We start from the raw sequence: 13,988 nt of genomic DNA, 5'->3' as shown, positions 1-13,988 counted from the left end.
TGAAGTAATAAAACTGAAACTATTTTACTGTTTATTGAAAAAGTAAAAAATATAAAACAATTATCTAAAAATTTTGTATTCTCAAAAAAAGAACTCGCTTGCATAATAACACTTAGACTTTGCGAAAGGAAGGAATAGAATTGGACGTTTTTAAAAAGGGAAATAAAAAAATGGTGCTCTCTTCAGTGACATTGGTCGCAATGTTAAGTGGTTTTCATCCAGTTTACAGTTATGCTGAGTCAGCTGTGGAATCACCTAACTATATGGAATCCTCCGCTAATGCTTCTGTAACCGAGATTACCGTCATGGATGCTTCTCAATTAATTAGCGGACTTCATATGAAAAAGTTAAAAATGTTAGGGATAGCAGCGGAAGAGATGGAAACAGAAACTTCGAAAGTTTATCCGCCAGGAAATAAAGTTAAAATCAAAGAAGTGGATTCCATTGGTCATAACCTGATAGCGGTAACTTTTGACAGAAAGCTAGAATCCATAAACGTAAATGACGTCTCTTTATTTAATAATGGAGAAAGTCTTGTAGTGAAAAGAGCAGCAATCGCTGAAAATAAAGAAGGTCAAACTGTCATTTTTTATGAATCCGAACTCCCCATTAATTCAGAATCCTTCATCATGGAAGACAAAATTGTAGCCTCAGTAGTTAAGGAAGACTCCAAAGATATCAGTGGAAATACTTTAATGATCAATGATCACAGAAAGCTCAAAGATATTACACCGCAGTTGAACGAAATACCGAATATATTGACGGTATCCAAGGACGGCCTGGCAGATTATACTACGGTCCAGGGTGCAATTGATGCGGTTCCTGCTAATAATACCGAAAAAGTGGAAGTGTTTATCGAAAATGGTATATACAAGGAGCTTGTGACCATTCCTAAGGATAAGCCTTTTATTCACCTCAAAGGTGAAAACGCTTCCGGGACCGTCTTAACTTATGATAACTACTCTGGTAAGGCAAAGCCTGAAGGCGGAACCTATGGGACAACCGGAAGTGCCAGCGTTTATATCTATGGAGATGATTTTACCGCTGAAAGCCTTACGTTTGAAAATTCATTTGATGAGCAAAGTGTGAATGTTAACAATAAGCAGGCTGTTGCGGTTTACGCAAGAGGAGACCGTCAAACGTTTAAAAATTCCCGGTTTATTGGGAATCAGGACACCTTGTATGTAAATGGCGGAACACAATATTTCTACCAATCTTATATCGAGGGTGATGTTGATTTCATTTTTGGGCGTTCTAGTGCCGTCTTCGAAGAATGTGAGATTTTTTCTCTTGACCGAGGCTCGACAACTAATAATGGATTTGTAACCGCTGCCAGTACATTGAATACGGAGCCTTATGGATACTTATTCCTGAACTCAAAGCTGTTAAGCAATTCTCCGGCAGGTACCGTTTATTTGGGCAGGCCTTGGCATCCAAGCGGTGATCCTAATGCCATCGGAAGTGTAGTTTTTATGAATAGTTATCTCGGGCCACATATCATTGCGCAAGGCTGGACTGATATGTCAGGTTTTTCTTATAAAGACGCGAGATTTTATGAATACAAAAATTATGGTCCGGGAGCTGTCATCAATGAGGACCGCAGGCAACTGTCCGACGAAGAGGCCAAACTTTATACCATTGAAAATGTTCTGAAAGGCTGGAATCCTAAAGAGTAACTTTTAAAAAAAGAGAATACAGAAGAGACGTATGAGAAAAAAGCTGATGAAATTGCCCAAATTAGGGTTATTAAAATGAATTGGGAGTGATAGATTTGAAGGCATTCAAAAAAATTCGAAATGTTTTACTTGCCTTGCCTTTCCTTTTCAGCAGCATTCCTGCTGCATTTGCAGAAGAAACAGGCGGGAAGGAGGACACCGCCCAAAGTGAGAATTTAGTGTGGCAAAGTGTAACATTTGGCCAGTCTACCGATTTGAATTTTGCCGCGAATGTTTTGCCTGAAAAAATTGGTACAAACTATGCAGCACCGGAAAAGCCAGGCACCATTGATGGAAAAATTACCTTGGAGAGCAGGGGAGGAAAGCTGGCTCCTGGACACGATGGGTTGACATTCTATTATACAAAGCTCAATCCTAATACAGATAACTTTGTCTTGGAGGCGGACATGACCATTGAACAGTTCGGTCCGGAAACAGGGGCTGGACCAAATGGTCAGGAAAGTGCCGGGATTATGGTCAGGGACACGATTGGTGCACCGCGGCAAGACCCAATGATCCTTGGTTATGAAGAGGTTCCGGCTGCTTCCAATGTTTTCGGAGTCGGGATGATGCGCAATGGTGTAGCTCCAATTTACAGGACTGGTGTCGTTTATCCATGGGGCAATCTTGGAAGCCAATTAAAAGCCTCTCCCTTTACAACAGATTCAAAATATAAACTTCCTGTTGGAACACCTGTTAAGGTAAGACTGGAGCGGACTGACACAGAATTTATCATGTCTGCTACCTTCACTCAATTGGCTGAAGAAAAAACATTTGAACAAAGAGTCAAAGGAGCCGATCTTGTTCAAGTGATGGACAAGGATAATATGTATGTTGGTTTTTATGCAGCTAGAAATGCCAAAATGACCATTCAGAATGCAAAGCTGACTCTTAGTGAGGCACATACTGTACCCACACCGCCAACGGATCCTGTTCCAGACAAACCAGCAATGAATTTACTTTCGGCGCCGGAATCTGGTTCACAGCAGTATGATCTGAAAGCACTTGCCAATTATAAAGGTACCATTTCAGTATTAAAAGATGGGGAAGAAGTTGTGAGCGGGGCAGCGGTTCAAAAGGATCAAGTATATTTGTTCAGTACAGTATTGGATAACGAAACCACCGATTTTACCGTCACCTTTACACCAAATGAAGGGCCATCCACCTCACCCATCACCAAAAATCTTACCGTAATAAAGAAAATTTATACGAACGGGGCAGGCTTGTTTGTATCTCCCAAAGGGACTAGTTCTGCCAAAGGAACAATTGATGATCCAGTAGACCTGGAAACGGCCATTAAATTCGCTATACCTGGTGAAACCATTTACATGCGTGAGGGTACATATACCCCGTCTTCTATCATTAATATTAAGAAGGAATATAGTGGTTCTAAAGAAAAAGTGAAAACGTTAAGGGCTTACAATGGTGAAAAAGTAGTGATTGATGGGCAAGGGAAACTTAGTAATGTCCTGCAATTAAATGGAGATTACTGGCACTTGATTGGCATTCAGATCACGAAGGCGTCAACTGGCGGAATGAGAGTGAGCGGTGACCATAATGTAGTCGAGCAAATGCTGTTCAATTATAACGGAGATACAGGTCTGCAAATTAGCGGAAGTGGTTCCAATCCAGATTTATGGCCGAAGTATAATTTGATCTTAAATTGTGAATCACATGATAACCGAGACCTTTCCGATGAAAATGCAGACGGATTTGCCGCCAAGCTGGGTGTCGGTGTCGGAAATGTCTTTAGAGGTAACATCGCCCATCATAATATAGATGATGGCTGGGATTTGTACAATCGGACGAATGAAGGCGCGAATATGCCAATAACCCTAGAAGGAAATATTGCCTACTCAAACGGTAAACTGAGCAATGGTTATAACAAAGATGGCAACGCTGGTAATGGGTTTAAGCTCGGTGGGGAAGGATTGCCTGTTGCTCATATTGTTCGAAACAATATTGCTTTTGATAATAATATGGACGGTTTTACTGACAATTTTAATCCAGGTAAGATGGTTGTTGAAAATAACACAGCTTTTAATAATAAACGATTTAACTATGTGTTTCGGATCAATCCATACTTCACCGCCGAAGAGCAAGGGACTTTTAAGAACAACCTTTCCTATCGAACTGCTTCCGGTGCGGTAAAAGATTTTATTTCAGGTGACAATGATAGCACGAATTTCTTCTTTGACGGATCCAAAACATCCAACAAAGAGGGGAATGTCGTTACTTCTAAAGACTTTGTCAGTGTTGAGATACCAGGCAAGTTTGATAGAGATATAGATGGAAACATCCTATATGGCAGCTTTCCTCGCATCTCTCCTGATAGTTTCCTAAATAGTGAGGGTACCAATAAAGGCTATGTTGGCGCACTTCCAGCAGATCCTGTGTCCATTTGCCTGGAAGGCCCTGATACTCTAAGAGAAGGGGAAACAGGTAAACTGGTTGTTGTTGCTAGATTCTTTGATGGCTCTGAAAAAGTTTTATCCCCAGGAGTTCAGTTCAAGAGTGGTAATATCTCGATTGCTTCAGTAGACCGGGGAGGCAATCTTCGAGCAGGGGAGAAAGGGAAAACTTCCGTTACTGCTTCTTACCATGGATTGGAGGCAAAGTTTGACATCCATGTAAAACAAATGCCCCCAGGATTAAAATAAACGGATAGTGTAAAAGAAGGCAGCTTTTCAAAGCTGCCTTCTTTTGTCTTGCCCTCTTAAACAATATTTAAAATATTTCGAAATCTAAAAATATCAAACAAACTGCTAAAGATATTGAATTCTTTGTGTAAGCGTTTTCCGATAAAATGAGAAATGTGAAACTATTATAAAAAGTGTTGATTTTGACGATGAAAGGAATGTTCTGGGTGAAAAAAACATTTAGTAGTCTTTTGGCAGTCTCTTTAATGGCAATAGGAATTTCGTCGGTTTCAGCAGCTTCATCTGATTTGGGAAGGGAAGTACTGGCACCGAAAGATGGCTGGGCCGCCTATGCAACGGGGACGACTGGCGGAGCAAACGCCGCTGCAAATCATGTTTTTACTGTAACCAACAAAGCCGAACTACTTAATGCTCTTGGCGGCGGTAACTATAATACTCCTAAAATCATTTATATCAAAGGGAGTATTGACTTTAATGTTGATGAGAATAATCAACCAATCGGATCTGAATATTATGCAGACCCAGCTTATGACTATAATGCCTATCTAGAAGCCTATAAACCTGAAGTATGGGGACACGAAAAAGAAGTGTCCGGTTCTCTCGAGAATGCACGTGCCCGCTCCGCTCAGAAACAAAAAGAGCAGATAGTTGTGAATATCGGCTCAAACACATCCATTATTGGACTGGGCGATGATGCCAAAATCATCGGCGGCAGCTTTATTATGAGCGGAGTGGAGAATATCATTATCCGCAATATCGAATTTGAAGCACCTGTTGATTTCTTCCCGCAATGGGATCCTACAGACGGGGAGTTTGGTGAATGGAACTCCGAATATGATAATGTAACGGTAACAAATAACTCGCACAATGTCTGGATTGACCATAACAAGTTTACTGATGGAAAACATCATGATGAGGATTTCGGAAAAGTTTTTGGAAGAACCTATCAGCAGCATGACGGCTTGCTTGATGTCACGAATGGCGCTGATTATGTGACGATTTCTTACAATGTGTTAGAAGATCATGACAAGACCTCGCTAATCGGTTCCAGTGATAGTAAGAAGACCGATGAGGGACACTTAAAGGTCACGATTCACCATAACTATTACAAAAACCTCACACAGCGTCTTCCAAGGGTCCGTTATGGCCAAGTCCATGTTTACAACAATTATTATGAGTTTAATAACGACTCAGATTACAAGTTTGATTATGCTCTTGGAGTTGGCGTAAACTCAAAAATTTATGCAGAGAACAATTATTTTAATTTTGATTATGATGTTGATCCAGGAGAAATTATCAAGGATTGGAAGGGCACTTCAATTTATGAAAGCGGATCTTTTGTCAATGGAAAAAGCTCTGCAAATGAAGTCGATTTAGTCGATGCATTTAATCGATCACATACCGTCCAGCTAAATGAAAATGTTGGCTGGGAACCATCCTTATTTACAAGAATTGATCCGACACAGGCTGTTCCAGCGCTGGTAAAAGCTAAGGCAGGTACTGGCAAACTAAAATAGACGGTAAAGAACCCATAAAATGATTATGGGTTCTAGCTGTTTTATCTGGAAGGTTGATGATGGGAAAATGTATAAGGTAGCAATAGTTGATGACGATCGAATTATCCGTAAAGGATTATCCAGTGTTATACCATGGACGGAATATGGATTTGACTTGGTTGGAGTAGGTGCCGATGGTGAACAAGGTCTGGAAATTATAAAAGAGCATGATCCACACATTGTTATATCCGATATTCAAATGCCTTTTATGAATGGACTAGAAATGACTAAGGTGATCAAAGAACATAATCCCAAAACAAGAGTGATATTTTTAACGGGTTATGAAAATTTTAAATATGCCCAAGAGGCAATTAAATTAAAAGCTTATGATTACCTCCTTAAACCAGTGGAAACTAGTGAATTGATTGAAAAGCTGAAACAAGCTGCAATCGAATTAGAGCTAGAGCTGCGAAAAGAAAATTATATCACCGAAAGCCAATATTATTTTCAGCAGCAATTACTTAAAAGGTTAAGTCTTAACGGCCTTACGAACGATGAAATTGTTAAAGAGCTAAGAATAGTAGGAATGGAGCCTAAGGAGACAATTGGTGCGGTACTGTACGTCAAAATGGACCAAACAGATTTTGGCTCCCTCCACAAAATGGAGACGGTAAAGGACTGTATTATGGAGCACGGCAGAAATATCCTTGATTATTATAAAATTAAAGGCTGTGTTGTTAACGCTGAAACCGAGCATTTTGCTGTCTTTCTATTTGGGTCCGCTTTACTGGCAGAGGATTTTACTCATTCAATTACCAATATAACCAGTGAATTCCTTTCAACAGTACAAGAAAAGCTTCATACGACCATTACGATTACAAGGGGAAGAATCTATCATGAATTGGCACACCTTAGATGCGCCTTTCGAGAAGCAGTAAAAGCGATGGATTTTCGTCATATGGTAGGTATCAATCGTGCGTATTCTATTGAAGAAATTGAAACTTTAGAGTGTGCGGAAGTGGCTGAACAATTAAAGATTGAAGAAGATTTTTTCAGATATATTTCCCTGGGACTTCCGGAAAAAGTGACGGAGCTATTAGAGAATGCTAAAAATGAACTTCTGACAAATAAAAAAGTATCCCTGCAGGAAATGGTTTTGTTTGCGGTTAGGCACATTGGATTAATTTTTTATGAATCATCTAAAATAGCAAAAAACTGGGACTATACAAAATTCGGTAATATCGAGAGCAGGCTAGTAAAATTGCAGACCATCGATGAGATCTTTTCCGAGATTAAAATAATTGCTGTCGATTTAGCTGACTTTGTAAAAAGACTAAATGGAAATCGAAAGCACACACTGGTTGATAAGGCGATTGAATTCATTCGCGACAATTACAATGTAGCCAATTTAAGTCTCCAAACAGTGGCTGAAGAAGTTCATGTGAACTCGGCCTATCTGAGTAATCTTTTTAAAGTAGAGAAAGGCTTCAACTTTGGAGATTTTCTCCTTGAAACGAGGATGGAGAAGGCTATGGAGTTATTTCAGAAAACAGATTTGAAAACCTATGAGGTAGCTGGAATGTTAGGATACTCTAACCCCCAATATTTCAGCAGCAGTTTTAAAAAATATACGGGTTTTTCGCCAATCGAATTTAAGAAGCTAAAATAGTCATATTATTTCGGAACTCGAGATAAAAATAAATGACCCTGTAAAAAAACGGAGATGAAAGGGGTGGAAAAATTACATTGCCAAAGATATTGAAGGATTCCAGTTTTATTAGGATACTGATATTTTTTATTCCATTGGCCGTATCTGCAAGTCTAACGTCCATTTCTCATGTGATTATAAATGGAACCTTGAGCAGGGCCGACCATGCTGAGGCCATTATTGCCAATTACGCTATTGCCTTTTCTTTATTTGGAATCCTTGAACGTCCCGTCTTAGTTTTTAGACAAACGAGCTCAGCATTAGCAAAAGGGAAAGCTTCCTTCAACAAAATTGCTGCTTTTTTTATCAAGGTTTCGCTTACAATAACAGCTCTTTGTTCATTAATTGGTCTCACTCGGCTTGGGGAATTGGTGTTTAAATATGGCTTTAATGCCGAAGCTGAATCTATGGCTTCCTTGAGGGTAACCTTTCTCGTTCTTTCAGGCGTCATCTTATTTTCCGGTCTCCGCTGTTTATATCAGGGAATGATTATTAATAAGCTGGAAACAAAATGGTTAACCATTGGCGTCGTTGTTCGGTTGGCAGGTATGTTTGCTGTCGCCGCTTATTTGAATTTATCTCATCATGCAAATACAAGTGCTGCAGGTGCGATCATCTTTTTAGCAGGTATGGCAATCGAGTGCTTCATTAGTGTCTGGCGGGGGAATTCGATAGTTAAAGATAACGATAAGGAAACTGAAACAACATTAAGACAAAAAGAAATTTCTAATTTTTATTTTCCGTTAGTTTTTTATTTATCCTTCCAAACAATCTTAATCCCGATCATTTACGCATTCCTTGGGAAAATTCAAGATGTACATTTAGGGATTGCCTCCTTCGCATTGGCTTATAGCATTACCAACTTGATACTCAGCTTTTTTATGTACACTCATCAGATTGTCCTGCAATTCTATGAAAAAGACAAACGAACGGTTATAAAATGCGTGATTGTTTTCAGTATCGTTCCATCTGTTTTGCTGGCATTTCTTTGTTTTACAGCTGCCGGCCCTTGGTTTATGAGAACGGTGCTAGGTGCAGACATGACACTGGCAGCTGAAAGTCTGTATGTATTGAAATTTTTTATCATTAAAACATTGGTATTTCCTTGGGTGGATTACTTCGGGGGCATTCTTATGCTTCAAAAAAGTACAAAATCTCTATTAAAACCGCAAATTTTTGATATGGTCGCTGTGGTCCTCGTAATTATTCCGTTAGTATTTTGGAATCCGGCACTTAATGGCAGTGCAGGTGCTATTGCAGCTTCGACAGGTGAATTAATCGGCTTGATTGCTGTTTACTTCGTAATATCTCGCAGGCAAAAAATCCCTCAAGTAACAGAACAGAAGACTATTTAATTTTTTCAAAATATGTTAACTTGAACATTTTTATCGCGCATGGCTCCTCTCTCACTCGTGCGTTTTTTTGTTTTGGTCTTTTATTTGCAATATTTATAGATATATCTGTCAGAAATTTCGAATGTTAGGACATCTCTTTTAATAAAGTAAAAGTAAACGGGCATAAAAAGGCTTATTAGCCAGAAAAAAGCCGGCATGGTAAGTAATAAACCATGTGCTTTTGATTATAAGGGAGGGGTAAAATGCTGCATATTGTAGCCTGTATCAAGCAAGTACCTGATACCAAAATTATCAAGATGAATCCTAAAACAAACACGATGGACCGCAGGACGGCACCTGCGATATTGAATCCATATGATGCTCATGCGGTTGAAGAGGCCGTTCGGCTAAAGGAAAGGTATGGGGGAATCGTATCCGTTGTCACGATGGGGCCGCCTCCAGCTGTTAACGCGATCAAAACGTGTATTGAAATTGGCGCCGATGAGGGGTATTTGATCACCGACCGCCGGTTTGCGGGTGCGGATACATTGGCAACGAGCTATGCCGTGACAAAGGCGATTGAAAAAATTGCCAAAACGATGCCAGTTGATTTGATTATTTGCGGCAAAATGTCCATTGATGGAGATACCGGGCAAGTCGGACCAGGAATAGCAAGAAGGCTGGATATTCCACCGCTGACTTCCGTGAACAAAGTGGAGGAAATAAATCAAGAAGAAGGATATGCCATTGTCCATCGCAAATTGGAGGACGGATATGAAGTCGTCAAGTCCACACTGCCATGTTTGTTTTCTGTAGAAAAAACAATCAATGAAGTGCCATATTCCCCGCTGCCAAACATGATTAAAGCTGCTAGATACAAACCGCATATCTGGTCTGTTGATGACCTGGAAGGGGTTGATATTAAGCAGCTTGGTTTGAAGGGATCCCCAACGATTGTTTCCAAAGTATGGGCTCCGCAAAAACCAGCAGGGGGAACATTCCTTGAAGGCAATCCACGGGAACAAGTGGAGCAGTTGCTTTCTGTCGTGCTTGAAAAGCGAGAACTGTTTGAAGTGAAGGGGGAAATGTAATTGGATTTCAAAGATTACCAAGGTGTTTGGGTATTCATTGAACAAAAGGATGGTGTGGTTGCTTCTGTATCCCTTGAACTATTGGGTGCTGGAAGGAAGTTGGCAGACAAACGGGGAGTGGAATTGGCCGGCATTTTAATCGGTGAAAATGTTAAAGATTTAACAAAAACCGTATTTGAATACGGAGCAGATAAAGTGTATGTCTATGACCAACCCATCTTTAAAGATTACCGAACTGAGTCCTTCATGAGGGCGCTGCTGGATTGCACGGAAAAATATAAACCAGAAATTATCCTCTTCGGGGCTACCTCAACGGGAAAAGACCTGGCAAGCGCAGTTGCCACCGATATGCCGACAGGTTTGACGGCGGATACGACAGAGCTAGATGTAGAAGAGGAAACGGGGTTACTCTTGGCGAGCAGACCGGCATTTGGCGGAAATATTATGGCAACCATTTTGTGTAAAAAATACCGACCGCAAATGGCAACGGTTCGCGCCAAAGTCATGAAGGCGCTGCCTCCTCAACCTGGAAGAACAGGGAAGATCGTTGAAGAAACAATATCCCTAAAGGAAGAAGATATTCGGACAAAAGTCTTAGAAATAGTAAAGGAGACGGTAAAGAAAGTTAGAATCGACGAAGCTGACATCATTGTTGCCGGCGGGAAAGGCTTAGGGAGTTTCGAGGGATTTCAGTTAATCCATCAATTGGCGAAATCCGTCGGAGGAGCGGTTGGTGCCAGCCGAGATGTGGTGGAAGCAGGTTGGATAGAACACGCACATCAAGTAGGGCAAACCGGTGTGACTGTGACGCCAAAAATTTATTTTGCAATCGGAATTTCTGGTGCGATTCAACATATTGTGGGTATGAAAAATTCCGGTTTAATTATTGCCATTAATAAGGATAAAGATGCTCCTATTTTTCAAAACTGTCATTACGGAATTGTTGGCGATGCCTTTGAGATCGTTCCTATACTAATCGAACAGTTTCAAAATGCTTTATCTAGAGAAAAGGTAAGCAGTAGCAGCGAAGGATGAAGTAATTTTGTAAAACAGAAAGGTGGGGTTAGTAAGGTCCCACCTTTGTTTTTTTATTTATTACTTGAATTTCTTTTAAGCGGGTGTTATTGTTAATAAAAATAAATAGCGATAAACTTCTTATCCAGAGTGGTAGAGGGACAGGCCCTATGATACCCGGCAACCATCAGTCAAAATATTGACTTGAAACGGTGCTAATTCCTGCAAAGGTGTTAACCTTTGAAAGATGAGAGAAAAGTATTTCATCATACCAACCTCTCTTTATATCAAAGAGAGGTTTTTTGAATGGTAAGAAGGCTTATCGCTCAGGAGGAGCGATATTAAATGGAAAGAGCAGTGTTTGGTGCAAGCGAATTTTTTAGTCAAAAAGCATTTATTACAGGATTTCGTGGGATTGAAAAGGTTCGAACAGGACATCTAAAAGACTCAAATGTGAAGATAGTAGAAATATGGTTTAATCCTTGGAAGGTATCTTATGATGAAATAGTAGAATTGTTTTTTGACTTACATGACCCTACATCTAGAAAAGGTCAGCAATTTAAAAATCAATCCTTCATTTTCTTTGCTGATCTTCATCAAGTAACAGTAGCGAAACAAAAGAAAAACGACCTCCAACAACTATATAAAAATGAAATTATTACAGAAATTACTCCAGTATGGGAGCATATTAGCTTTTGAATTCATGATAGGGATGTGAACTATGAACTATACGACCGAGCGCACACGGCGCCAAATCATACAAAGTTTTATGCGTGTTTTACAAACGAAACGATTCTCACATATCACGATTCAAGATATATGTGACGATGCATTAATTCATCGCACGTCTTTTTATCGGTATTATGAAAATAATTACAGCCTGCTAAGAGATTTTATTTATCATTATCTGAAGAGATTATTAATTAAGTATGTACACACAGGATGAATTTAAAAAATATATAAGATTCTACGATTATAATTAAATTGAAAGGGATAGACGATGAACCTCTATCCCAATTGTTTTATCCCTTCTGATAAAGCTAAGTTCCCTTTTTCTTTTTCGGGCCCAGATATTCATATTCGCTTGGGTTGATTTTTTTAAAACCACTCGGATGATAAAAACGAAGCAAATCTTGATTTACGACGATATCTGATATCTTGAGTTCATTTTCCACTCTGTTTCTGGTGTTATTGCATGCCTTTTCATCAGAAAAAAGAGTCCCCGTAGTCACGCTATAGCATATTCCCCCTGATTGTATCACTTTCGATGAGACAAAGTCCCCATTTCTAAAAGCAACCCAATTTCGGTGCTGTGGCGATAATAGATCGGAGCCAAATTCGATATAATCTTTTGTATCGATTCCAAGAAGATGAAGAAGAGTCGGTCGCACGTCAACTTCCCCGCCTACTTGATGCTGCAATCCGCCACTAACACCTGGAACATGAATGAATAATGGAACCCTCTGAAGATTAGTATCCATTACCGGTGTAATTTTGTCCTCCTCAAGGGCTTTTGCCAGGGCAGGATAATTGTTACTGGAGAGACCATAATGGTCCCCATAAAGAACGATCACCGACTTATCATATAATCCATCACTTTTCAGAGCATCAAAGAATTGTTTCAATGCTTCATCCATATAGTGCGCGGATTGGATGTATTGATCTAACGCCCAGTCCCCAAAATCTCCTTTTGGGAAATCTGTATCCGCAGGATCAATCTCATATGGAAAATGGTTTGAAAGTGTAATGAACTTTGTGTAAAACGGTTGATTTAAACTTTCAAGCATCCGTATGCTTTCGGCAAAAAAGGGCTTGTCCTTCATTCCGAAATTTTTTATATTTTTCGATGTCATGCTGTAATAAGAACCGTCAAAAAACTGGTCATATCCTAATGCCTTATACATCACATTTCGGTTCCAGAATGTCTTATAGTTTCCGTGAAAAACTGCCGAATTGTATCCGTATCCTTTTAAAATTGCAGGAGTTGCTTGATAGGTGTTCTGTGCTTTGTTTATAAACACAGCGCCTTGATTCAGGGGGTATAGCGAATTTTCAATTAAAAACTCCGCGTCAGACGTTTTCCCTTGTCCTGTTTGGTGATAAAAATGATCAAAATAAAAGGTATGGCCATCATGAGCCAATGAATTCAAAAAGGGTGTGACAGGTTGTCCGTTCGGCAATTTAAAATCAATGATAAAATTTTGCAATGATTCCATTGAAACAAGTATGATGTTCATTCCCTTCGCCTTTCCAAAGAGATCTGGATTGGGAGGGGTATAGGATGCTTTTCGGTAGTTGACCACATTTATAACATTGCTATCGGATGCGAAGACACGTTGACTTGATGAATGTAAATATTGAATCATATCAAAGATAGTATAATTGTACACACCTAGGTATTTAACAATATAATTCCGATCAAATGAGAGGGATAAAAGTCGCGGCCGGTCTTTTTCTGCCAGTGCTAAATTTACAAAAAAAACGGTGATAGATAACATCAAAACGAATTTGAAGGTGATCCGCTTTTCATTTTTCAACTGTTTATATTTGGTGCCGGCAAGAACTATCAAGAGGATTGTATCGGTAAAATAAAAAATATCGAAGAAAGACATCAAACCTGCAGCACTATCCCCTAATTCTGATGCATTAAATTTTGCCTGAAGCAATACTGGGACAGTAATAAAATCATTGAAAAAACGGTAATAAACTATATTGACATACAATAAAAGAGACAAGAAACATTGGATTCCAATCAATACAAGGGTAAAATTCCTTTTGGAAATGAAAGCGAACCCTAAAAAGAAAAGTGAAGAACTGATAGGATTGAAGAATAATAAAAACCTTTGAAAATTATTGTCGATGCCCAATTTAAAATTAAGTTGGTAAGCGATATACGTTTTTATGCTGAACAAAAATACAGCAATGACAAATAAAACTAGATAGTTATTAACAGTTTTTTTCATATTTTTC

The 13,988-nt window shown here is 39.4% G+C and carries 10 protein-coding genes and 1 riboswitch; of the genes, 9 read left to right on the top strand and 1 reads right to left on the bottom strand.

Annotated elements, in window-relative coordinates:
* Positions 1–140 precede the first annotated feature (140 nt).
* The 9 genes from AC59HZ_RS11270 (at position 141) to AC59HZ_RS11230 (ending at position 11,964) form a co-directional block, all read left to right on the top strand.
* On the top strand, positions 141–1,676 hold the full coding sequence (locus tag AC59HZ_RS11270) for a pectinesterase family protein (RefSeq protein WP_496545882.1): 1,536 nt from the start codon (positions 141–143) through the stop codon (positions 1,674–1,676).
* A gap of 95 nt (positions 1,677–1,771) precedes the next feature.
* Positions 1,772–4,375: a right-handed parallel beta-helix repeat-containing protein gene (locus AC59HZ_RS11265; RefSeq protein WP_496545881.1), complete on the top strand. Its 2,604-nt coding sequence runs from the start codon at positions 1,772–1,774 to the stop codon at positions 4,373–4,375.
* A 245-nt stretch (positions 4,376–4,620) separates the two neighbouring features.
* On the top strand, positions 4,621–5,892 hold the full coding sequence (locus AC59HZ_RS11260) for a pectate lyase family protein (RefSeq protein WP_496546045.1): 1,272 nt from the start codon (positions 4,621–4,623) through the stop codon (positions 5,890–5,892).
* 67 nt (positions 5,893–5,959) lie between these two features.
* Positions 5,960–7,540 carry a response regulator transcription factor gene (locus tag AC59HZ_RS11255; RefSeq protein ID WP_496545880.1) on the top strand — a complete coding sequence of 527 codons (1,581 nt, stop codon included), beginning with the start codon at positions 5,960–5,962 and terminating at the stop codon, positions 7,538–7,540.
* Between the two features lie 77 nt (positions 7,541–7,617).
* Positions 7,618–8,934, top strand: a complete 1,317-nt coding sequence (locus AC59HZ_RS11250) for a multi antimicrobial extrusion protein MatE (protein WP_496545879.1) — start codon at positions 7,618–7,620, stop codon at positions 8,932–8,934.
* Positions 8,935–9,176: 242 nt separating this feature from the next.
* A complete protein-coding gene (locus tag AC59HZ_RS11245; protein ID WP_496545878.1) occupies positions 9,177–10,004 on the top strand; it encodes an electron transfer flavoprotein subunit beta/FixA family protein in 828 nt (275 codons plus the stop codon).
* A complete protein-coding gene (locus tag AC59HZ_RS11240; RefSeq protein WP_496545877.1) occupies positions 10,005–11,039 on the top strand; it encodes an electron transfer flavoprotein subunit alpha/FixB family protein in 1,035 nt (344 codons plus the stop codon).
* A 117-nt stretch (positions 11,040–11,156) separates the two neighbouring features.
* A riboswitch (SAM riboswitch) is annotated at positions 11,157–11,272 on the top strand.
* Between the two features lie 91 nt (positions 11,273–11,363).
* Positions 11,364–11,717: a peptide-methionine (S)-S-oxide reductase gene (locus tag AC59HZ_RS11235; RefSeq protein WP_496545876.1), complete on the top strand. Its 354-nt coding sequence runs from the start codon at positions 11,364–11,366 to the stop codon at positions 11,715–11,717.
* Positions 11,718–11,739: 22 nt separating this feature from the next.
* Complete coding sequence (locus AC59HZ_RS11230; RefSeq protein WP_496545875.1) at positions 11,740–11,964, top strand: TetR/AcrR family transcriptional regulator; 225 nt, start codon at positions 11,740–11,742, stop codon at positions 11,962–11,964.
* Positions 11,965–12,058: 94 nt separating this feature from the next.
* Here the strand turns inward: AC59HZ_RS11230 and AC59HZ_RS11225 are convergent, their stop codons facing one another.
* Positions 12,059–13,981: an LTA synthase family protein gene (locus tag AC59HZ_RS11225; protein ID WP_496545874.1), complete on the bottom strand. Its 1,923-nt coding sequence runs from the start codon at positions 13,979–13,981 to the stop codon at positions 12,059–12,061.
* Positions 13,982–13,988 lie beyond the last annotated feature (7 nt).

Source organism: Neobacillus sp. DZ-9 (assembly GCF_059587065.1).
The sequence above is the reverse complement of the archived record's forward strand: the minus strand, read 5'-3'. Positions and strand labels throughout refer to the sequence as shown.